We start from the raw sequence: 19,478 nt of genomic DNA on the forward strand, positions 1-19,478 counted from the left end.
TTCCGCCTTCCGCCTTCCGCCTTCCGCCCCAGGAGGACAGCCCTCATGCTCTTCGGCCGTACGCCCGAGCTCCCCACCCCCGAGCAGGCCCTGAAGGGCCGCGCGACCCCCGAATTCGAGGTCCCGTCCCGCCATACGGTCCTCGGCAACCCTCTCCTGGGCCCGTACCCCGAAGGCCTGGAGATCGCGGACTTCGGTCTGGGCTGCTTCTGGGGGGCGGAGCGCAAGTTCTGGCAGGCGGAGGGCGTCTGGACGACGTACGTCGGCTACCAGGGCGGCTACACGGAGAATCCCTCGTACGAGGAGGTCTGCTCGGGCCTCACGGGCCACACGGAAGCGGTCCGCGTGGTCTTCGACCCGACCCAGGTCTCGTACGCGGCGCTCCTGAAGCTCTTCTGGGAGTCCCACAACCCCACGCAGGGCTTCCGCCAGGGCAACGACGTGGGCACCCAGTACCGCTCGGCGATCTACACGCACTCAGCCGAGCAGGAAGCGGGAGCGGTGGCGTCCCGAGACGCGTACCAGCAGGTCCTCACGGCGGCGAACCACGGCGAGATCACGACAACGATCCTCCCGGCGGCGTCCCGCCCGTTCTGGCCCGCGGAGGGCTACCACCAGCAGTACTTGGACAAGAACCCGGACGGCTACTGCGGAATCGGCGGGACCGGCCTTGAGCTGGACAGCCCGTCGGAGACGAACTGGGGCCGGGCTTGCCCGACGGGGATCGCTCCGGCGCCTGAGGCTTCGGAGCAGTAGGCCTTCAGGGTCCCGCTCGACCCAACAGGCTGTGCCGCCGACTGTGCGTCAGTACGGCGGCACAGGCGTTCCACGCATCGATCAAGTGCCGTAAAGCGCAAGGCCCTAGCCGTCCTGAAGCCCTATTCGGCCATACCGCCCGCTTACTGCATGAATCATCAACCGCATCGCCACGATTACAGACATGGCGACTTCGGGGGCAAGAGGCAGTCTGCTTGGCGGTCTAGGGCAATGGTGGGGCGTCTTGGCTGGTGCCCTACTCATCGCCGCGTGGATCAATGAGGCAGCGGGCCCGGCGGCGATCGTCGCCCTGTCCGCCGTGGTCCTCCTCTGGTCCTTCTTCCAAGCCCCGGTGACCTGCGGAGCGCCGGTCAGAGGACGAAAGGACGGCTGCCGCAACAACGCAACCGGCATCCTCCTGGGCTGCCACATCCATCAGCATCGATGGCAGAAGCTCAAGATGCTGATCTTTCGGCGGCGAGTACGTGAGTTCTGCTCTGGGCTGTTCTCAGATGGCAAGGGGACCCTCGTCACGTTGGCAGCAGCGGGCAGTTTTCTGTCCGGGCTAGTGGCGCTGATACCTGGCGTCGCCGTCTGACGTGCTCCGGGCACCGTGTGCTCTCCTCCGTGAGCGCGCACGGTCCAGTCGCCGAGAGCGAGCGGCTGCCTCAGGGAGTGATCGTTGCGACTGTGTCCCGGACAAGAGCCGAGAGGCCCGCAGGAACTGAAGCTGCTTGATCGACCACTTGCAGCGCATCCCGCAAGAGGAGACGGTTCCGGCCTGAGCTGATGGTGTCCAGAAGAGGCAAGATCTTGTGGATTTCCTCCTCGACCTCTTTCCACGCTTTCCCTTGCGCGTAACTACGCACAAGCTCGATGCGGTAGAGCATGGCACCCCTCGGTGTGGCGCGTTCGAGCGCCTCGTGAAAGGTGGGGATAGCCGAATCCAGATCGCTGAGACTCAAGAAGGCATGTCCCGAATGCCCTCTGACCTCTTGCTGGTTTACCCACCATGTCCACTCTGGGTCTCGCGAATCTAGGGACTCTTCAAGCCCTCCACGTGCCGCACTCAGGTCGGCCAGGGCGCGCTGGCGTTCCCCTATCTGTGCGAGCGCCCTACCACGCCTGACGCGTGCGAGCAGTGCCACGCGTGGGGGAATTCGGCGCTGCGACAAGACCTCGTCAGCAATGCGGAGAACTCCTCCAGGCCGATCTCGCTCCGTGTCGAGCATGGCGAGCATGTCCAGGGCAAACCACTCAAGTGCCCGCTCCCCGGCGTGACGGGCCAGCATGTGCGATTCGAGAAATGCGTTGCGGGCGGCGGCGTGCTCACCAGCATCGAAGAGAAGCCAGCCAGCGACTTCGGCTGCTTCCGACACGGCGGCCAGGTAGCGTCGCTGGGCCGCGTCCGGGATCTCTCCGGCATCAAGCTTGCGTTGGGCAGAGCGCCAGACTTGAACTGCGACGGGCACCACGGCATCCCCGCCGTACTGGTCGGCGTGCCGGAGAGAGAATGTAGAACTTTCTTTCATGTGCAAGATATCTGAATCCGGCCCACTGGACTCAAGTACTGCAACTGGGCCTCTCGCTGTGGCCAACTGCACCAATTCCCCGTCAGCCTGGAGGAATTCATCCAGGCCCTCAGCCAATTGGGCGGAGGGACGCTGATGGCCGTTGGAGACACGGGACAGATAGGCCACGTTGTAGTTGAGCGCACGGGCAGTACCGCGCAGACTCATGCCTCTGTCCTTGAGGAGTACGCGGAGCTTGGTTCCGAAGTCGGCGCTCATGTGCTTCCCCTGGTGTTGACCGTTGTCTCCAGCGTAGCTGTCAACGGCTGTCAACTCCCGCTAGTGCACGCCCTATAACAAGGATGGCGATACAGACCCCGGCGACCATGCGACCGGCCCCGGGGCATGGTCAACGCTGATTGGAGCGCCGACATGCCGGACTGTATCGCCCGAATCTTCGAGCCGTTGTTACAGCTCCTGCTTCCCTTTGCGGGACGCCACCGGCCCCCCGAACCGTCCTTGCATGCCCGGAACACCGAGGCGCCAACTCGTCCTCTGACACGCGTGCCCGTACCGCGGGGTGAGGACATCAGCTTGGTGCGCCCGTACCTCGTTGCCATCGAACGGCGGCAGGAAGAGCGTCGGCAGAGGACGCGGCGGCGTGAGCTGTGGCTGGCCGTGCACGGCATGGAAATCGGCCCGCGCATGATCCATGGCGTGGAGGTGACAGCATGACGAATCAAACGCGGTTGCTGCCGTGGGCGACGCTGGAGGGAAACCCCTGCGTTCTTGTGGGTCCGGGAACGGGCTTCATGTCGCGGATGGCCGACAACATCGAGAGTGTCCAACTCGGCATGGCGGGTGACCTTCTCGGGCACGCGGCGGACACGCTCGCCGACCCAAAGGCCACGCCTGAGGAACTCCGCTTCGTGGCCGCTCGGTTGACTGAATCGCTCCGCGAGGTTCACCGGATCGCAGAGAGCCGGGGAGATCGCTTGCCCTCATCCGATCACGCCGACGTGGACGACGGCGACGACGACGAGGGGCCGCAGCTTTCGGCGGGGGCGTTCGGATGAGCAAGGGCGGCGTTACGCGGGGCCGCTACGTGCCGCTCGAATGGACGCTGGCGGTCATGCCCGCGATGGACGTGCGTCATGTCGGCAAGTGCCTCGTCTGTAGTGAGCACTCGGTGGATACGGCCGATCCGGATGAGGCGCAGTTGTGGTGCCTCAAGCACGCGGGCATGACGCGCCATCTCGGCTATGAGCTGTCGGCGTTTCAGTTCTTCAGTGCCACGATCACTGATCCTGCGGTGGGCGAGACGGCCCCGCCGACGTAGAGCAGGGCGGGGCTGGCGTGGCCTCACTCCGTCAGTCCCGCCCGTTCGACTCCCCTGGCTTGGATGGCGAGAGCGGTAGACGCTAGTTCCCCCGGTCTGCCGCTGCAGCCCCGGTTCTCTCTTGCCTGTGGGAGAGCCGGGCCGTGTCGCGCCCGGGGACATCGGTGGTCTCCTCCCTGAGGTCAGCGTGTGGGCCTGAGCTGGGGTAATGGTGCGCGGTGATCGCGCCGCCGGCCGCAGAGGCTTTGGGCGGGAGCTGCCATGGGGCGAGTGAATAGGGGGCCTTACGCTCGCCAGCGGATCGGGCAGTCTCGTGGAGCCTGCCCGCATGAGCCCGATCGGCCCCCTGTTCTTAGAGGCTCGCCCCATGACGGCTGCCTAAAGCCTCGGAGGCCGTCGGCCCCAGCCGTGGCCTGAGTGAACCCCGGATGCCGCTCCGGTGGGCCCTGGGGGCGCCTGGTGTGGGAGTCCGTACGGGGAGGCAACTCGCGGTCTGAAGTCGTCCGCTCCCTTACTGCCCGAAGAGCAGAGGTACCACCAGCAGTACTTGGACAAGAACCCGGACGGCTACTGCGGAATCGGCGGCACGGGCCTCCAGTTGGACAGCCCGTCCGAGACGAACTGGGGCCGTGCCTGCCCGACGGGTATCGCTCCCGCTCCCACGGCGGAGTAACGGCACCGGGCAGGCACCGGGGCGAGAGCTCAGGACGGCTTCGGCGAGAACTCAGGACGGCTCCTCGTCGGGCAGCATTCCCAGCTGCCCCAGGAAGTCCATCTCGTCGAAGTAGAGCCGGTAGTCGACGATCCGGCCGTCCGCCACGGTGGCGATGTCCACCCCGCGGATCCTGATCTCCTTCTGCGTCGGGGGAAGAGTCTCCCCGGTCGGCAGATGCAGCGGCCCGGTGTTCCTGCCGCTGAAGATCCCCTCGTCGATGGCCGTGTCGCCGGCCTCGTACGCATGCAACGTCTCGAACGTGGCCTCGGGGACCGCCTCCGTCATCTGTCGCCAGTACTCCACGATGTTGTCGCGGCCGCGGATCTCCCCCTCATCGGGGGTGATGGCCACCGCGTCCTCGGCGTACAGCTCGCCGAGGGCCTTGAGATCCGGGTGTGTGGTGAGCGCATCCGTGAGCCGGTCCATGACTTCACGAGCCTGTCCCATGATCCACCTCCTCGACTGCGGATCACCCGCTTCCATTTTCCCACCGCGGGGGTGCGCGAGCAGATCGGCGAACGGTCTTCCCGGCAGCCGCTCTGCCGTCAGCGAATCTGCTGCAGGGCAGAGATCGGCGAACGGTCTTCCCGGCAGCCGCTCTGCCGTCAGCGAATCTGCTGCAGGGCAAGAAGCCTGACGTGGCGGGTGTGGGCGGGCAAAGGTGATGGGACCGGGCAGCGGCACGTAGGTGCGCCGCCGCATCCATCGTCAGGAGGACCCACGATGCCAACCGTAGTCAATGCCCCGCGAGCATCCGAGGGCGAGACGCCCTCGACGCGGTTCGACGATCACCTCGCCGCGCAGTTGCTGACCCAGCGGATCGTCTTTCTCGGGACCCAGGTCGACGAGGTCTCCGCGAATCGCGTCTGCGCGCAGCTCCTGTTGCTCTCCGCCGAGGACCCGCGGACCGACATCAGCCTCTACATCAACAGCCCCGGCGGCTCCGTCACCGCCGGGCTCGCCATCTACGACACCATGCGGTTGATCCCGAACGACGTGTCGACCCTCGCCATGGGATTCGCCGCCAGCATGGGGCAGTTCCTGCTGACCGTCGGCACCGCGGGGAAGCGGTACGCCCTGCCCAACGCGCGGATCATGATGCACCAGCCCTCCGCCGGCATCGGCGGCACCACCGCCGACATCGCGATCCAGGCCGAGAACCTGGAGTTCACCAAGAAGTCGGTCGAACGGATCACCGCCGAGCACACCGGGCAGAGCGAGGAGACCATCTCGCGTGACGGTGACCGTGACCGGTGGTTCACCGCCGAGCAGGCCAAGGAATACGGGATGGTCGACCGCGTGCTTGACTCGCTCGCCGATGTGCGGCCTGCCGCGTCCAAACCGCGTATGGGACTGGGGGTCTGATCATGAGTCAGTACACGATTCCTACCGTCGTCGAGCGCACTCCGCAGGGCGAGCGCGCCTACGACATCTACAGTCGGCTCCTCTCGGAGCGGATCATCTTCCTCGGCACCGAGATCGACGACGGCGTGGCCAACGTCGTCATCGCGCAGCTGCTCCACCTGGAGTCCTCCAACGCCGAGCGCGAGGTGTCCATTTACATCAACTCGCCCGGTGGTTCCTTCACTTCGCTCATGGCCATCTACGACACCATGAGCTTCATCAGCGCGCCCATCTCGACCGTCTGCGTCGGACAGGCCGCGTCCACCGCCGCCGTGCTCCTCGCCGGAGGCGATCCCGGACGGCGGTTCGTGCTCGAGCACTCGCGCGTCCTGCTCGGGCAGCCCGCGAGCGGCGGGCAGCAGGGGACGGTCTCCGACCTCACGCTCCAGGCCAAGGAGATGGTGCGGATCCGCTCGCAGGTGGAGGACGTGCTGTCCCGGCACTCCGGGCACGACGTCGCCACGCTGCGCGCGGACATGGACCGCGACAAGGTGTTCACCGCCGAGGACGCCGTCGCGTACGGGATCGCCGACGAGGTGCTCAGCCGGCGGGCACTCGCCGCAGCCGCCTGAGCCCGGCGAGGACCCGTGGAGCGGCCCTACGCCGCCAGGCGGATGTCTCCCTGGCGCGGTCGCGCCGGCTGCGCGTGGCGGGTCAACTCGGTCTGGGCCAGGGAGAGTAGATCCGCCAGGCTCAGGCCGAGGGCTCGGGCGCCGGCCGCGAGGACTTCGGACGAAGCCTCCTTGCGGCCGCGCTCAAGCTCGGAGAGGTACGGCATCGAGATGCGGGCCGCCTCTGCCACGTCCTTGAGCGTGCGCTCCTGGGCCAGACGCTCGCGGCGCAGCACGTCACCGACCACGTCCCGCCACAGGGGCTCTTTCGCCGCCGGGGACACGGGAGTCGGAGTCGTACGCAGAGGCTGCGGCTGGGCCACTGGCTGTGGCTGTGCCACTGAACGTGGGCGCAACTGGATGACGCGGGCCTGCCGATCCGCCTTCGGGGCCTGCTCCGGCTCGTGGTACCGCTCTTGGCTGCTCACCCTCCCAGAGTAGGAGCCGCCCCGGCCGCCGGTAAGCGATCAGCGTTCTGCCCCCGGCGAACGCCCCCGTCAGCGCCTTCGGCGAACGCCTCACGTCAGCGCCTCCGCCAGCGCCTCCGTCGCCTTGATCACCCACGCCGGATCCCCGTGCCGCAACCCCCAGTGCACCGCCGTCACCGCCCGCGCCTGCGCCCACCTCCTGGCCCGGTCGCGGTCGACCTCCGCCGCGTCGGCGAACACCGCCAGGCGATGCAGGATCGCGGCCCTGGGGTCGGGGGCGGTGAGCAGGGGCTCGAAGCGGGTGCGGAGCAGCGTGATCGAGTCGTACGCCGGGTCTCCGACATATCCCTTGGGGTCGATGGCGAGCCAGGGTTCGCGTTCCGCCCGCAGGACGTTGGTGAAGTGCAGGTCCCCGTGGATCAGGGTGTCCGGCTGGTCCCTGCCCAGTTCGCGTACGGTCCCGATCGCCGCGGACACCACGCGGGCGGGCAGCGGCGAGCCCAACTCGCGGTCCTCGTCCAGCAGTTCGCACTCCCACTCGGCCACGAGCGAACTCATCCGCGGCAGCCCCGCGGGCGCCGGCACGGCGAGGCGGCGTGCCAGGCGCCCTGCCGCGGTCACCGCCTCGTCGATGTCCTCGACGTCGGCGAGGGAAGCCGCCCCCGGGTTCGCCCCCGCGCCCTCCCCCACCCGCTCAAGGAGCATCGCGAACCGCGCGTCGTCCCGCTCGTACAGGCGGACCGCGCCCCGCCCCTGCCACACCGCGAAGGCGTCCGGCTCGTGCACGTTGCCGGGGTGCGGGAAGGAGATCTTCAGGACGGCGGGCGTGCCGTCGTACCGCCGTCTCACGGGGACGACGATGCCGACCTGCCCGTGCGTGACCGCTTCCGTCGGCTCGCAGTCCCAGCGCCGGAGCAGCTCGTCGGCAAGTCCCGGCAGTGTCGCGAGCCAGGTCCGGCCCCGCTCACCCTCCCGCTGGACCGTGCTCAGCGCGAAGCCCTCTGGTACGTCGATGAGTGTCCCGGTCATCCCGGCACCCTAGCGAGGACCGCAGACAGGGCGGCCGGTGGCTACCGTTCACCCCATGCCCTTCGCTGAAGCCGCCGACGGCACCGCCCTGCACTACGAGGTCCACGGCTCCGGCCGCCCCCTGGTCCTGCTCAGCGGGCAGTCCAACAGCCGCCGTTGGTGGGACCCGGTGCTCGCCGACTTCGCCGCGGTGTACCGGACCGTCGTACTGGACTGGCGCGGCACCGGCGCGAGCGGCCACCCCGACACCGACAGCTACAGCACCCCCGGCTTCGCCCGCGACGTCGTCGCCGTCCTCGACCACGCGGGCATCGACCGCGCCCATGTGTACGGCACGTCGATGGGCGGCCGCGTCGCCCAGTGGATCGCCGCCGATCACTCCGAAAGGGTGGACCGGCTCGTCCTCGGATGTACGTCGCCGGGGGCTCCGCACGGCATCGAGCGCGGGCCCGAGGTGCGTGCCGCACTCGGTCAGCGCGACGCGGTAGCCGCGCGCCGCGCGCTGCTGGAGTTGATGTACACCCCGGACTGGATCGCCCGGCAGAAGGCCCTGCACGGGGAGAAGCCGGTGTTCCACACCCTCGGCGATCGGGACATGCCACCGCACGCGCGTCGGCGGCATCTGCGGGCCAGCGCCCGTCACGACGCGTGGGACGCGCTGCCGCGGATCACCGCGCCGACCCTCGTCGTGCACGGCACCGACGACGCGTTCAACCCGACCGCCAACGCGCCCCTGCTCACGGAACGCGTTCCCGGGGCCCGGATGCGGCTTGTCCCCGGTGCGCGGCACGCGTACTTCGAGGAGTTCGCGGAGGTCGCGACGCCGCTCGTACTCGGCTTCCTCGCCGGTACCGAGCGGGAGGAAGCGGCTTAGGACCCGCTGCCGTACGGCCTCGTGATGATCTCCAGGACGTGGCCGTTCGGGTCGTCCCAATAGACGCCCCGGCCGCCGTCGTTGGTGTTGGTCTCGTTGACGATCTTGTGGTGCGGGTCGGCCCAGTAGGTGAGCCCCGCGTCCTTGATGCGGCCGAAGATGGCGTCGAACTCGTCCTCGGAGACCAGGAACGCGTAGTGCTGTGCGGTGATCGGCGCGCCGCCGACCTCGGCCTCGTAGTAGTCCAGCGTGACGCCGTTCGGGATCTCGACGGGAATGAACGGGCCGTACTGGGGGCTCACTTCGAGGCCCAGGATGTCGGCGAGGAACTGAGCGGACGCCTTCTTGTCCTGTGCGGCGACGATGGTGTGGTTGAGCTCGATGGTCATCGTGCGACCTCTCCCTCTGCGTCTGAAGTGCCCGTGTTGACGCCCACCACACTAGGCACGGGCCACGCGCCCGGCATCCGTCACACGGCCCCCCACCTGGTGCGCAATGCGACCTAGGGCCGCGGGCCGAGGCGAGTTCCGGCCACGCGGCCCAAGGCCCCAGGTCGCAGAGCCCAGGTCCCGGAGCCCAGGTCGCAGTGCCCGGAGCCCGGAGCCCGAGGGGCGCTGCCTCAGATCGTTGCCGTGTCGATCACGAAGCGGTAGCGCACGTCACTGGCGAGGACACGCTCGTACGCCTCGTTGATCTGGTCGGCGTCGATCAGCTCGATCTCCGAGCCCAGGCCGTGCTCGGCGCAGAAGTCCAGCATTTCCTGGGTCTCCTGGATGCCGCCGATCATGGAGCCCGCGAGGGTCTTGCCGCCGCCGATCACGGAGAACAGGTTGAGCGAGACCGGCTCCTCGGGAGCGCCGACGTTCACGAAGGCACCCTCCGGGCGCAGCAGACCCAGGTACTTGTCCAGCGGCAGCGGTGCGGAGACCGTCGAGAGGATCAGGTCGAAGGTGCCCGCCAGCTGCTCGAAGGTGGCGTCGTCGCTGGTCGCGTAGTAGTGGGTGGCGCCCAGCTTCAGGCCGTCGTCCTTCTTGCGCAGGGACTGCGAGAGGACGGTCACCTCGGCGCCCATGGCGTGCGCGATCTTGACGGCCATGTGGCCGAGACCGCCCAGGCCCACGACGGCGATCTTCTTGCCGGGGCCCGCGTTCCAGCGGTGGAGCGGGGAGTACGTGGTGATGCCCGCGCACAGCAGCGGCGCGGCCTCGTCCAGGGCGAGGCCGTCGGGGATGCGCAGGGTGAAGGCCTCGTCGACGACGATGTGCGAGGAGTAGCCGCCGTAGGTGGGCTCGCCGCTCTTGTCGAGGGCGTTGTACGTCTGGATGTTGCCCTTGGCGCAGTACTGCTCAAGGCCCGCCCTGCAGTTCTCGCACTCGCGGCAGGAGTCGACCATGCAGCCGACGCCTACGCGGTCGCCGACGGCGAACTTGGTGACGGCCGAGCCGACCTCGGTGACGACACCGGCGATCTCGTGGCCCGGGACCATCGGGAAGATGCCCTCGCCCCAGCCGTCGCGCGCCTGGTGGATGTCCGAGTGACAGATGCCCGCGTACTTGATGTCGATCAGTACGTCGGACTCGCCCACCGGGCGGCGCGGGATGGTGGTCCGCTCCAGGGGGGCCTTGGCGGACGGGGCGGCGTAAGCGGTGACGGTGGTGCTGGTGCTTGTCTGTGCGGTCATGTCCTCAACCGTGCCAGCCGCGCGGACATCTACCCAGGTCACGGCTCTGCCTACGTCCATTGGTCCTACTACTGACGGGGACAGGCTCGTATGCCTACGACCCCGGATACTGGAAGCATGGACGACGACCGGGCCCAGCGCTTCCCCGCCCCCGAGCCCCTCGACGGCCGCGCCGAGCTGAGCGAGTTCCTGCGCACCCGCAGGGCCCGGCTGCAGCCGGAGGACGTCGGCCTGCCGAACTTCGGGCGCCACCGGCGGGTGCCCGGCCTGCGCCGCGAGGAGCTGGCGCAGCTCGCGGGGGTGTCCGTGGCGTACTACACGCGTCTCGAGCAGGGCAACGGCCGCAACGTCTCGGGCGAGGTCCTGGACGCGATCGCGCGCGCCCTGCGCCTCACGGACGCCGAGCACGCCCATCTGACGCACCTGGCCAAGCCCAAGCAGCACAAGAAGAAGCGCCCGGCCCGCCCGCAGCACGTGCGGCCCGCGCTGCTCCAGCTCCTGGACGCGATGGACGGCGTCCCCGCCTACGTGGTGGGCCGCCGCACGGACATCCTCGGCTGGAACCGCATGTCCGCCGCGGTCTTCGGCGACTGGGGCGCGCTGCCGCCCGAGGAGCGGAACTGGGCGCGCGTCTGTTTCCTGCACCCCGAGGCGCGGGCCCTGTTCCGTGACTGGGAGCGGAAGGCGTCGGACATCGTGAGCTACCTGCGGATGGACGCGGGCTGCTATCCGAACGACCCGCTGCTCTCGGCCCTGGTCGGCGAGCTCTCCGTGAAGAGCGAGGAGTTCCGCAGCCTGTGGGCCACGCATGACGTGCAGGAGAAGGGCCACGGGGTCAAGCACCTGCACCACTCCCTGGTGGGCGACCTGACCCTGTCGTTCGAGACGCTGAAGCTGCCGGACGACCACGATCAGTCACTGGTCACGTACCACGCGGAGCCGGACTCGGCGTCGGCGGACGCGCTGCGGCTGCTCGCCAGCTGGGGAGCGGACGCGACGCGCGCTCGGTGACCCCCGTGGCCCCCGTAAGGGGCGCGGGGAGCTGCGCGACCAGCCCCCACCGGCCCGCAGATCCAGCACCGCGATTCCAGCGGAGTGCCTAGGCGGTCGGTGGCGCACACGCGTGCGCTCCCCAGTCCCACAACGCCTGTAGGACCGGGCCCAGTTCTCTTCCGTGCGGGGTGAGTTCGCGGCCCGGCCCAGGGCCCTTCCAGGAGGGTTGCGCATGTCGGCGATGGCTCTTCCCACCCGTGTCGTCGACCGGGAGATCGAGGGCGTCGTGAAGTCGACCGCCACGGACGTGGCACGCCGCGGCGCCGACGGGTACTGGCGATACGTGATCGACAGTCCCTTCGGCGCCGCGGCTCCTGCCTAGACGCGCGCTGCGGCTAACTCACTTGCCGTAGTACGCGTTGTAGATCGACAGCGTCGACTTGTTCCCCTTCTTGTCCGTGATCTTGGCGTGGAAGGAAATCCCCTTGCCCGCGGCCGGGTTCTTGACCTTGATCTTGCCGCCGCTGACGGTGACCTTCTTCCAGGTCTGGCCGTAGTCGTACGACACGTACGTGGCAAGGGACTTGAGGTTCGAGCCCGCTGCCGCGCCCTGGACCGTCACCGGCACGGACTGCGTCTCGCCGGCCTTGGCCCTGCTGCTCGGGTCGACCGCCGCGTTGAACCGCGCCGTGGAGACCGGCAGCCTCGCGTTGTCGGCCTTCTTGGAGCGGAACGTCCAGCTCGCGTCGATGCGCGTGGAGGCGGCGGCCACCTTGACGCTGCGCTTCACGGACGTCGACAGCTTGTACCCGGCGTCGGCCGCGGGGACCTTGAACGTGGCGCCGCCGACCAGCGGGTCCTCGTTCTCGCCGATCTTGGTGGAGCCCTTGTAGAGGGTCGTCTTCACCGACGAGTAGAGCGAGGAGCCCGCGTGCGTCTTGCCGTCGGCGAACAGCGGCAGGTAGCCGCCGATCTCGTTGCCCTGCCGGGAGACCCCGTACTCGCCGCCGATGCGCGGGCCGAAGACGGCCGTGTTGAACGTCTTCTCGTAGCTCTTGCCGCCCGCGAACTTCTGCGCGGCACCGAGCGAGTAGGCGGCGTCGATGATCGGCCAGCCGTCCGGGTCGACCCCGGACTGCTGCTCGAAGTTCATGCCCCACTTCACGTCGTCGGCCGTGGACAGGTACAGCGTCCGGGTGCCGGGCAGCGGCTGCGCGATGTTGATCGAGGAGCCGCCGGAGCTGCCGGGCAGGTATCCCAGGGCGCCGATCGTGCCCTTCTTGCCCTTGGCCGACGCGCCGAGGTCGACCTTCACCGTGGCCAGTTCGGACGCCTTGAAGTGCTTGGTGTAGCCGGTGGCGACCTGCTTGACCTTGCCTCCGAGCACGGTGTCGTACTCGGCGTCGTCACCCTTGGTCCAGTGGCCGTCCCACTGCTGGTGCAGCGAGCCGTCGGTGACCTGCGGGCCCAGGTGCGCGGTCCGGAAGTCGGTGTACGAGTCGAGCCACCAGCCGAAGGAGTAGCTGCCGCGCGCCGTGTCGACCGTGTAGTCGGGCGAGGCGAAGAACGACTTGGCGTCCGCCGACGGGACCGTGATGTCGACCGGCTTCGCCTTGCGGGCGTCCAGCGTCACCGTCGTGTCCTTGGTGACGCTCAGCTTCGGCTGGGCGATCCAGTCGGCGCCCTTGGTGAAGTCCTCCGGGTCGGCGTACATGCTGGTGTTCAGCAGGTAACCGCCCTTGGGGACACGGATCTTGACCGTGCCGGAGGGGTCGGACGGGTTGTAGGACTTGTCGGTGGCGAGCCCGGAGACACCCTCCAGGTCGCTGTCGTAGTACTTCGGGGCCTGTCCGTCACGCCCGATGTGCTTCAGCGTCAGCTCGTACGACTCGACCTCGCGCTCGACCGCGGCCGCCGTGCGCACGGACTGCCCGCCGCCGGTCGCCACGACATACGCGGAGTACGCGCCGTCGACCGTGCCGCCGAGCTTGGTGTCGGTGGTCAGGTCGACCGACGCGGTGCCGCCCGCGGGGACCTTGACCGTCTTCGCACCGAGCGTGAAGAAGCCCGCGGGGGCGGGGGCGCCCTTGGGGTCAGTGCCCGTGACGGCGAGGTCGAGGGTGACGTCCTCCTTGCCGAGGTTCTTGTACGTCACCTTCTTCGTGACCGGCTTGTCGTCGGTGTGCGGCCACTGCTGGGACGCGAAGGAGAGCGACACCGGCTCGGCGACGACCGACTGCTTGATGGCCTTGTCGACGGCGACGCGGCCCGAACCCTGCTGGAACGGCGTGTACTTGCCGCCCTCGGTGGACGCGGTCAGTGCGCCCTTGAGCTCGGCGTACGACCACTCCGGGTGCTGCTGCTTGAGCAGCGCGGCGGCGCCCGCCACATGCGGGGTCGCCATCGACGTACCGGAGATCGTCAGGTAGCCCTCGGGCTGCTGTCCGACCTCCTGCTCGATGACGCTGCCGGGGGCGGCGGCCGCGGTGATGTCCACGCCGGGGGCGGTGACGTCGGGCTTGATGGCACCGTCGCCGACGCGCGGGCCCTGGCTGGAGAAGTCGGCGAGCTTGTCGTTGTCGTCGACCGCGCCGACCGTGAGGGCCGCGTCCGCGCTGCCGGGGGAGCCGACGGAGCCGGGCTCTCCGTCGTTGCCCGCCGCGATCGCGAAGAGGATGCCCTTGTCCGCGGAGAGCTTGTTCACCTGGGCTTCGAGGGGGTCGACGCCGGGGGTGTCGCCGCCGCCGAGGCTCAGGTTCACGACGTCGGCGCCCTGCTCGGCCGCCCAGTCCATGCCCGCGATGATCCCGGAGTCGTCGCCGTAGCCGGTGTCGTCCAGGACCTTGCCGTTCAGGAGATCGGCGCCGGGCGCCACGCCCTTGAACTTGCCGCCCGACTTCGCGCCGGTGCCGGCCGCGATGGAGGCGACGTGAGTGCCGTGGCCGTAGCGGTCCTTGGCGTCCGCGGCCTTCGTGAAGTTCTTCTCGCCGACGACCTGGTCCTTCAGGTCGGCGTGCGTGGCGTCGACGCCGGTGTCCAGTACGGCGATCTTGACGCCCTTGCCGTCGAAGCCGGCGGCCCACGCCTTGTCGGCGCCGATCTGCTTGACGCTCTTGTCGAGCCTCGCCTTGCGGACGCCGTCCAGCCATACGCGGCTGACGCCGGACGCGGTGGCGTCGCCCTTCCCCGTGATCAGTGCGGACCACAGGTCGGAGGCGTCCTGCTTCGGGGTCGTGATGGCGTCGGCGTTCAGGGACTTCAGGGTCCTGCGGACCGTGGTGTCACCGGCGGCACGCACATCGGCCTTGGCCCCGGCGGCTGCCCCCTTGTAGCCGACGATCAGCTTGAGGCCCTTCTTCTGGGCCCTGCGGTTGTCCTTCTTGCTCAACTCGGTGATGTCGAAAAGCCGCTGGTCAAGCTTGCCGCCGGCTATCAGGCGCTGCGCGTCGGCCGGTATCACGAGCGTGTGACCGCCGACGCGCTTGGTCAGTACGGGGATCCGCTCGCGCCCCTTCGCCCGCTCGAAGGCGGTGACGCGCCCCTTGGAGTCGGCCGTGACCCGGTCGCCGGTGATGAGGGTGATGCGGTGCGTGGTCTGCTCGGCGCTCTTGAGGCCCGCCGCCTGCGCGGCCGCCGGAAGTGCGTCGGGCGACTGCTTCGCCGCCGACGCCGGGCTGGTCATGCCCGCGGCGAGGGCCACGGCCGCCGCTGTGGCGATCGTGGCCCCGTAGGCTCTCTTCACTTTTCTGCGCAAGTCTCCCCCTGGAGGTCAAGGGGCTCCCGCCCCTGGGCGAGGAAGTATTGCCCAGCGTCGAACATCTGCTCAATAGCGCGTCAGAAGTTCAATAGAGCACCAGAAGTGACGAGTTGGGAGAGCCGGTCACTGGGGTGTCCGCTCGGTGACCTTGATCTGCCCGCGCCTGATCGTCGCGAGGCGCGGCGCCTTCCGGGCGATCGCGCTGTCGTGCGTGACCATCACGAACGTCAGACCGTGCTCCTTCCAGAGCCCTTCGAGCAGTTCCACGATCTCGTCGCGCATGGACTCGTCGAGGTTGCCGGTCGGTTCGTCGGCGAGCAGCACCTTCGGCCGTTTGACCAGGGCGCGGGCGATGGCGACGCGCTGCTGCTGGCCGCCGGAGAGCTCGGCGGGCAGGTGGCTGCGGCGTTCGCCGAGGCCCACTGACTCCAGTGCGTCGGCGGCGCGTTCGCGACGGTCCACGGCGCGCAGGCCCAGCGGGACGAGCGCCGTCTCGACGTTCTCCTGGGCGCTGAGGGTGGGGATCAGGTTGAAGGACTGGAAGACGAAGCCGATCGACTCGGCACGCACCTTGGTCAGGCGCGCCTCGGGCAGCGCGGCCAGGTCGACGCCGTCGAGTTCGACGCTGCCGGACGTCGGCCGGTCGAGCCCGCCGAGCATCTGCAGGAGCGTGGACTTGCCGCCGCCCGTCGGGCCCTGGATGACGAGCCGGTCACCGTCGCCGATGGCCAGGTCGACCCCGGCCAGCGCGTCGACGGTCTCCTTGCCCCTGCGGTACTGCTTGGTGACGCCTCTGAGCTGATACATGGTGTGACTCCTGCGATGCGTAAGGGGGTTGGCGGCGTGCGCGGCGGTCGCTCGCGCCGCCTACTCGACGCGGCGCAGGGCGTCCGCGGGCCGCAGCCGCGAGGCGCGCAAGGCGCCGAAGGCGCCCGCGACGAGGCCACCGGCCACAGCGAGGCCGACGGCGAGCGCGACGGTGGTGGCGCTGACCGGTGCGGTCAGCGAGATGTCCAGGGCCTTGGCCGCCGAGTCACCGAGCGCGGCACCGGGACCCCTGCCGCCGGGGCCGCCGCCCATGGCCCCGCCGCCCGAGCCGAGTTCCGCGGTCAGGGTGGGGCTGATCGCCGTCACCACGTACGCGCCGCCGAGGCCGACCGCGATGCCGAGCACGCCTCCCACAAGGCCGTTCACGACCGCCTCGCCGACGACCTGCCGGGTCACGCGCCCGCTCTTCCACCCGAGCGCCTTGAGGGTGCCGAACTCCCGTACGCGACGGCTCACCGCGGACGACGTGAGGAGTCCCGCGACGAGGAAGGCCGCGACGAGCACGGCGATCGACAGCCACTTGCCGACGCTGGACGCGAGGTCGGACGCGGTGGAGAGCGATCCCGATACGGTGTCGGCGAGGTCGGCCGACGTGGTCACGGTCGTACCGGAGACGTTCTTCTGGATCGCGCTCTTGACCGCGCCGATCTGCTGCGAGTCGGCGGCCTTGACGTACACCGTCGTGATCTTGTTCTTCGAGTCGGCGAGAGTCTGGGCGCGCTTGAGCGGCAGGTAGAGGTTGGCCGCGGCGTCCCCGCTGTCGGGCGTCGCGATGCCGACGACCTCGATCTTGGTGCCGGAGATCGTGACGGTGTCGCCCACGGAGAGCTTCTTCTCCTTGGCGTACGAGGCATCGGCGACGGCCACCTTGGCGTCGGACTCCGACCCCGTGAACGTACGCCCCTCGCTGATCCTGGAGGAGGTCATCGGGCCCAGGTCGAGCTTGCTGACGTCGGTGCCGTAGACGCTGTAGGAGTCGACGTCGAAGTCGGCGCCACCGCCGCGCACCTTCCCGTTCTGCTGATCGCTGCCGCCGGGCGGCTGAGCCTTGCCGTCCGTGCCCGGTGCCTTCTCGAACTCACCGCGCTCGAACTGGCCGTTGACCTTCATGACTTGCAGGCTCAGCCCGCCGACGGCGTCCGCGACCCCGCTCTGGCCGTCGACCTTCGCGACGGTGGTCGAGGGCAGCGTCTGGAAGCCCTGCACCATGACGCGGTCGCTGCTCTGCTCCTTGCCGCCCTCGTCGGCGTCCTTGGCGTCGAACTTGAAGCGCGGGCGCCCGCCCTGACCACTCCCCTCATCGGCCGGGTCGGCCGCCTTGGTGACGGTCATGTCGGTGCCGAGCCCGTAGAGCGACTCGAGGACCTTGCCCTGCGCCTGATTCATGCCGGACGACACGGAGCTGACGACGATGACCAGCGCGATGCCGAGCGCGAGACCGGAGGCCACGACGAGGGCCGCTTTTCTGCGGCGGCGCAGCTCGCGCCGCAGGTAGGTGAAGAACATGTGCGTGAAGCTAGGTACGCACCGTGACGAATGGATAAGGGCGGCATAAGAGATGCATGAGAAGCCTCAACGGCAGCGACCCGCACCCCTGTTGCGGGGTGCGGGCCGCTGCCTGCGTCTTTCCGGGCCGTACTAGACGGCCGAACCGGCCTTCCACTGCGCCCAGTCCATGACCCAGCCGTTGAAGCCGTTGTCGGGCTGGACCGTCTTGTCGCCGGTGTTCCGGACGTCCACGACGTCACCGACCATCGAGTTGTCGTAGAACCAGGCACCCGGGGTGCTCTTGTCGCCCGCACCCTTGGCGTCTTCCAGGCCCACGCAGCCGTGGCTGGTGTTGGCGCCGCCGAAGATGGACTTCGCGCCCCAGTAGTTGCCGTGGATGAACGTGCCCGAGTTCGACAGGCGCATGGCGTGCGGCACGTCCTTGATGTCGTACTCGCCCTTGCCGTCGTCGTCCGTGAAGCCGACGGTCGCGCCGTTCATGCGGGTCTCCTTGAACATCTCGGAGACCACCATCTGACCTTCGTACGTCTTGTTCTCCGGAGAACCCGCGGAGATCGGGATGGTCTTGATGACCTTGCCGTCCCGCATGACCTTCATCTGCTTCGTCTTGGCATCGACGATCGAGACCTGGTTACGGCCGATCTTGAACTGGACCGTCTTCTCCTGGACGCCGGTGACGCCGTCCGCGCCCTCGACGCCGTCCAGGGAGAGCTTCATGGTGACCGTGGAGTCACCCTTCCAGTACTCCTCGGGGCGGAAGTCCAGGCGGTTGTTGCCGAACCAGTGGCCGACGACTTCCTGGCCGCTGCTCGACGACACCTTGATGTGGGACTGGACGTCCTTCTTGTTCGTGATCGCCTTGTCGAAGTTGATCGACACCGGCATGCCCACGCCGACCGTGGAGCCGTCCTCGGGCGTGAAGTTCCCGATGAAGCTGTTCGTCGGCGAGACCGTCGTGAACTTGGAGTTCTCGTGCGCCTTGCGGCCCTCGGAGTCCTTGGCGGTGGCGCTGATCTTGTAAGTGGTCGCCCGCTCCAGCTGGCCGCTGGGCTTCCAGCTCTTCTTGTCGGCAGCTATCTGCCCCGCGACCTCGGTGCCCGTCTCCGTGGTCATGGTGACCTTCGTCAGGGAACCCTTGCTCACCTTGACCGCGGCCGCGCTGTTGATGCTCGCGTTGTCGGAGCCGTTCTTCGGCGCGATCTTGATGTCGGCATCGGAAGACTTCTTGGCGGCTGCTTCGTCGACCTGGTTCTGCGATTCCTTGGCGCCGGCACTGCTCTTGTCGCCGTCGTCGCTGCTACAGGCCGAGAGCACCAGGACGCCGCCGACCAGAGCGGACACGGCCGCAAGACCCTTGCGCCGTCCGCGCTGCCGCCTACTGTCCGTCATCACACGCTTCTCCATCGTTGCCGAAAATCCCCAACACGCCATGAACGCCGAGAGTCCCCGTAGTCCCGCATAACGTCCTGCCCGGTTCGTCCCGTTCCACTTCCGCCGAGGATGTGGGGAATACCACGTCATGCGGTGCGCCGGTGACAGCCGTGCACCTCTGAGACGACGGAACCCCGGACAGCGGTTGCCGTCCGGGGCTACGGGTTCCGTTTTTTCCGTCCGGTAGACGTAACACCTCTCGCCTACCGCTTACAGCCCCCGGCCGCCCGAGCCGCCCCCGGCCTCATCCTCGTCGGCCTCGTCGTCGTCATCATCCTCGTCCGGGTCCCAGTCCGGCGAATCGGGGTCGTATTCGATCCGCTCGCTGCTCCAGGAGGCCTGCGAGAGCTCCACTCCGGGGACCGAGCTGACCAGATCGAACGGGTCCACCAGATAGGCGAGTGCCTCCGCGTCGTCCTCCTTGACGGCCGTCTCGGCGTGCAGCCGCTCCTCGGCGGGCATGTGCTCGTCCTCCGCGATCCGGCGCAGGGCGGAGGCGGCCAGCTCGCCGGAGTCGTCGACCTCCACCACCAATTCGACGCGAAGTCGTACAAAACGTGATGTCTCAGATGCGCTCATGAGTCGGAGCGTACGACCCATGACCCCCGCGGC

At 68.6% G+C, this 19,478-nt stretch carries 19 protein-coding genes and 2 pseudogenes; 10 read left to right on the forward strand and 11 right to left on the reverse strand.

Annotation, left to right across the window (positions count from 1 at the left end; all coding sequences use genetic code 11):
• Positions 1-45: 45 nt before the first annotated feature.
• Both msrA and AC5P1C_RS15500 read left to right on the forward strand, forming a co-directional pair.
• Complete coding sequence (gene msrA / locus AC5P1C_RS15495) at positions 46-756, forward strand: peptide-methionine (S)-S-oxide reductase MsrA (RefSeq protein WP_493866398.1); 711 nt, start codon at positions 46-48, stop codon at positions 754-756.
• A gap of 184 nt (positions 757-940) precedes the next feature.
• A complete protein-coding gene (locus tag AC5P1C_RS15500) occupies positions 941-1,354 on the forward strand; it encodes a hypothetical protein (protein ID WP_493866399.1) in 414 nt (137 codons plus the stop codon).
• A 70-nt stretch (positions 1,355-1,424) separates the two neighbouring features.
• On the opposite strand, the gene AC5P1C_RS15505 is transcribed toward AC5P1C_RS15500, so the two are convergent.
• The gene (locus AC5P1C_RS15505; protein WP_493866400.1) at positions 1,425-2,546 is read right to left on the reverse strand and encodes a helix-turn-helix domain-containing protein; all 1,122 of its coding nucleotides are present in this window, start codon (positions 2,544-2,546) and stop codon (positions 1,425-1,427) included.
• A gap of 542 nt (positions 2,547-3,088) precedes the next feature.
• Between AC5P1C_RS15505 and AC5P1C_RS15510 the strand changes: the two genes are divergently transcribed.
• The 3 genes and pseudogenes from AC5P1C_RS15510 to AC5P1C_RS15520 all read left to right on the forward strand — a co-directional run.
• Positions 3,089-3,343: a hypothetical protein gene (locus tag AC5P1C_RS15510; protein ID WP_493866401.1), complete on the forward strand. Its 255-nt coding sequence runs from the start codon at positions 3,089-3,091 to the stop codon at positions 3,341-3,343.
• Positions 3,340-3,606 carry a DUF7848 domain-containing protein gene (locus AC5P1C_RS15515; protein WP_493866402.1) on the forward strand — a complete coding sequence of 89 codons (267 nt, stop codon included), beginning with the start codon at positions 3,340-3,342 and terminating at the stop codon, positions 3,604-3,606. Before AC5P1C_RS15510 ends, AC5P1C_RS15515 begins: the two co-directional genes overlap by 4 nt.
• A 508-nt stretch (positions 3,607-4,114) precedes the next feature.
• Positions 4,115-4,279 (forward strand): annotated as a pseudogene (locus tag AC5P1C_RS15520) (peptide-methionine (S)-S-oxide reductase MsrA); the annotation flags it as partial.
• Positions 4,280-4,330: 51 nt separating this feature from the next.
• On the opposite strand, the gene AC5P1C_RS15525 reads toward AC5P1C_RS15520, so the two are convergent.
• The gene (locus AC5P1C_RS15525) at positions 4,331-4,768 is read right to left on the reverse strand and encodes an ester cyclase (protein ID WP_493866403.1); all 438 of its coding nucleotides are present in this window, start codon (positions 4,766-4,768) and stop codon (positions 4,331-4,333) included.
• A gap of 276 nt (positions 4,769-5,044) precedes the next feature.
• Between AC5P1C_RS15525 and AC5P1C_RS15530 the strand changes: the two genes are divergently transcribed.
• The gene (locus AC5P1C_RS15530) at positions 5,045-5,686 is read left to right on the forward strand and encodes a ClpP family protease (RefSeq protein ID WP_493866404.1); all 642 of its coding nucleotides are present in this window, start codon (positions 5,045-5,047) and stop codon (positions 5,684-5,686) included.
• 2 nt (positions 5,687-5,688) lie between these two features.
• Complete coding sequence (locus AC5P1C_RS15535; RefSeq protein ID WP_493866405.1) at positions 5,689-6,297, forward strand: ClpP family protease; 609 nt, start codon at positions 5,689-5,691, stop codon at positions 6,295-6,297.
• Positions 6,298-6,323: 26 nt separating this feature from the next.
• Here the strand turns inward: AC5P1C_RS15535 and AC5P1C_RS15540 are convergent, their stop codons facing one another.
• Both AC5P1C_RS15540 and AC5P1C_RS15545 read right to left on the reverse strand, forming a co-directional pair.
• Positions 6,324-6,764 carry a helix-turn-helix domain-containing protein gene (locus AC5P1C_RS15540; RefSeq protein ID WP_493866406.1) on the reverse strand — a complete coding sequence of 147 codons (441 nt, stop codon included), beginning with the start codon at positions 6,762-6,764 and terminating at the stop codon, positions 6,324-6,326.
• 90 nt (positions 6,765-6,854) lie between these two features.
• Positions 6,855-7,793 (reverse strand): aminoglycoside phosphotransferase family protein, encoded by a 939-nt coding sequence (locus tag AC5P1C_RS15545; RefSeq protein ID WP_493866407.1) that lies wholly within the window; start codon positions 7,791-7,793, stop codon positions 6,855-6,857.
• A gap of 55 nt (positions 7,794-7,848) precedes the next feature.
• Between AC5P1C_RS15545 and AC5P1C_RS15550 the strand changes: the two genes are divergently transcribed.
• Positions 7,849-8,667, forward strand: a complete 819-nt coding sequence (locus AC5P1C_RS15550; RefSeq protein ID WP_493866408.1) for an alpha/beta fold hydrolase — start codon at positions 7,849-7,851, stop codon at positions 8,665-8,667.
• Here AC5P1C_RS15550 and AC5P1C_RS15555 read toward each other — a convergent pair.
• Entirely contained in the window at positions 8,664-9,056 is a 393-nt protein-coding gene (locus AC5P1C_RS15555; RefSeq protein ID WP_493866409.1) for a VOC family protein, read from the reverse strand. The genes AC5P1C_RS15550 and AC5P1C_RS15555 overlap by 4 nt on opposite strands.
• Positions 9,057-9,286: 230 nt before the next feature.
• Positions 9,287-10,348, reverse strand: a complete 1,062-nt coding sequence (locus tag AC5P1C_RS15560; RefSeq protein WP_493866410.1) for an NAD(P)-dependent alcohol dehydrogenase — start codon at positions 10,346-10,348, stop codon at positions 9,287-9,289.
• Positions 10,349-10,465: 117 nt separating this feature from the next.
• Between AC5P1C_RS15560 and AC5P1C_RS15565 the strand changes: the two genes are divergently transcribed.
• Together AC5P1C_RS15565 and AC5P1C_RS15570 are read left to right on the forward strand one after the other, a co-directional pair.
• Complete coding sequence (locus AC5P1C_RS15565; protein ID WP_493866411.1) at positions 10,466-11,359, forward strand: helix-turn-helix domain-containing protein; 894 nt, start codon at positions 10,466-10,468, stop codon at positions 11,357-11,359.
• A 268-nt stretch (positions 11,360-11,627) separates the two neighbouring features.
• Positions 11,628-11,723: pseudogene (locus tag AC5P1C_RS15570) on the forward strand (DUF4440 domain-containing protein); the annotation flags it as partial.
• An 18-nt stretch (positions 11,724-11,741) separates the two neighbouring features.
• Here AC5P1C_RS15570 and AC5P1C_RS15575 read toward each other — a convergent pair.
• From AC5P1C_RS15575 to AC5P1C_RS15595, 5 genes are all read right to left on the reverse strand, one after another.
• Complete coding sequence (locus AC5P1C_RS15575) at positions 11,742-15,023, reverse strand: S8 family peptidase (RefSeq protein WP_493866610.1); 3,282 nt, start codon at positions 15,021-15,023, stop codon at positions 11,742-11,744.
• Between the two features lie 198 nt (positions 15,024-15,221).
• Positions 15,222-15,905, reverse strand: coding sequence for an ABC transporter ATP-binding protein (locus AC5P1C_RS15580; protein ID WP_493866412.1), 684 nt, complete (start codon positions 15,903-15,905; stop codon positions 15,222-15,224).
• 60 nt (positions 15,906-15,965) lie between these two features.
• Positions 15,966-17,432, reverse strand: coding sequence for an ABC transporter permease (locus AC5P1C_RS15585; protein WP_493866413.1), 1,467 nt, complete (start codon positions 17,430-17,432; stop codon positions 15,966-15,968).
• Positions 17,433-17,564: 132 nt separating this feature from the next.
• Complete coding sequence (locus tag AC5P1C_RS15590; protein WP_493866414.1) at positions 17,565-18,824, reverse strand: L,D-transpeptidase; 1,260 nt, start codon at positions 18,822-18,824, stop codon at positions 17,565-17,567.
• A 252-nt stretch (positions 18,825-19,076) separates the two neighbouring features.
• Entirely contained in the window at positions 19,077-19,445 is a 369-nt protein-coding gene (locus AC5P1C_RS15595; protein WP_493866415.1) for a hypothetical protein, read from the reverse strand.
• Positions 19,446-19,478 lie beyond the last annotated feature (33 nt).

Source organism: Streptomyces sp. A18, assembly GCF_059026065.1.

Excerpts from the sequence above, each read along its gene's own strand:
- msrA (WP_493866398.1), top strand. The coding sequence starts at position 46 with ATGCTCTTCGGCCGTACGCCCGAGCTCCCCACCCCCGAGCAGGCCCTG.
- AC5P1C_RS15500 (WP_493866399.1), top strand. The coding sequence starts at position 941 with ATGGCGACTTCGGGGGCAAGAGGCAGTCTGCTTGGCGGTCTAGGGCAA.
- AC5P1C_RS15505 (WP_493866400.1), bottom strand. The coding sequence starts at position 2,546 with ATGAGCGCCGACTTCGGAACCAAGCTCCGCGTACTCCTCAAGGACAGA.
- AC5P1C_RS15510 (WP_493866401.1), top strand. The coding sequence starts at position 3,089 with ATGGCCGACAACATCGAGAGTGTCCAACTCGGCATGGCGGGTGACCTT.
- AC5P1C_RS15515 (WP_493866402.1), top strand. The coding sequence starts at position 3,340 with ATGAGCAAGGGCGGCGTTACGCGGGGCCGCTACGTGCCGCTCGAATGG.
- AC5P1C_RS15525 (WP_493866403.1), bottom strand. The coding sequence starts at position 4,768 with ATGGGACAGGCTCGTGAAGTCATGGACCGGCTCACGGATGCGCTCACC.
- AC5P1C_RS15530 (WP_493866404.1), top strand. The coding sequence starts at position 5,045 with ATGCCAACCGTAGTCAATGCCCCGCGAGCATCCGAGGGCGAGACGCCC.
- AC5P1C_RS15535 (WP_493866405.1), top strand. The coding sequence starts at position 5,689 with ATGAGTCAGTACACGATTCCTACCGTCGTCGAGCGCACTCCGCAGGGC.
- AC5P1C_RS15545 (WP_493866407.1), bottom strand. The coding sequence starts at position 7,793 with ATGACCGGGACACTCATCGACGTACCAGAGGGCTTCGCGCTGAGCACG.
- AC5P1C_RS15550 (WP_493866408.1), top strand. The coding sequence starts at position 7,849 with ATGCCCTTCGCTGAAGCCGCCGACGGCACCGCCCTGCACTACGAGGTC.
- AC5P1C_RS15555 (WP_493866409.1), bottom strand. The coding sequence starts at position 9,056 with ATGACCATCGAGCTCAACCACACCATCGTCGCCGCACAGGACAAGAAG.
- AC5P1C_RS15560 (WP_493866410.1), bottom strand. The coding sequence starts at position 10,348 with ATGACCGCACAGACAAGCACCAGCACCACCGTCACCGCTTACGCCGCC.
- AC5P1C_RS15565 (WP_493866411.1), top strand. The coding sequence starts at position 10,466 with ATGGACGACGACCGGGCCCAGCGCTTCCCCGCCCCCGAGCCCCTCGAC.
- AC5P1C_RS15575 (WP_493866610.1), bottom strand. The coding sequence starts at position 15,023 with ATGACCAGCCCGGCGTCGGCGGCGAAGCAGTCGCCCGACGCACTTCCG.
- AC5P1C_RS15580 (WP_493866412.1), bottom strand. The coding sequence starts at position 15,905 with ATGTATCAGCTCAGAGGCGTCACCAAGCAGTACCGCAGGGGCAAGGAG.
- AC5P1C_RS15585 (WP_493866413.1), bottom strand. The coding sequence starts at position 17,432 with ATGTTCTTCACCTACCTGCGGCGCGAGCTGCGCCGCCGCAGAAAAGCG.
- AC5P1C_RS15590 (WP_493866414.1), bottom strand. The coding sequence starts at position 18,824 with ATGACGGACAGTAGGCGGCAGCGCGGACGGCGCAAGGGTCTTGCGGCC.
- AC5P1C_RS15595 (WP_493866415.1), bottom strand. The coding sequence starts at position 19,445 with ATGAGCGCATCTGAGACATCACGTTTTGTACGACTTCGCGTCGAATTG.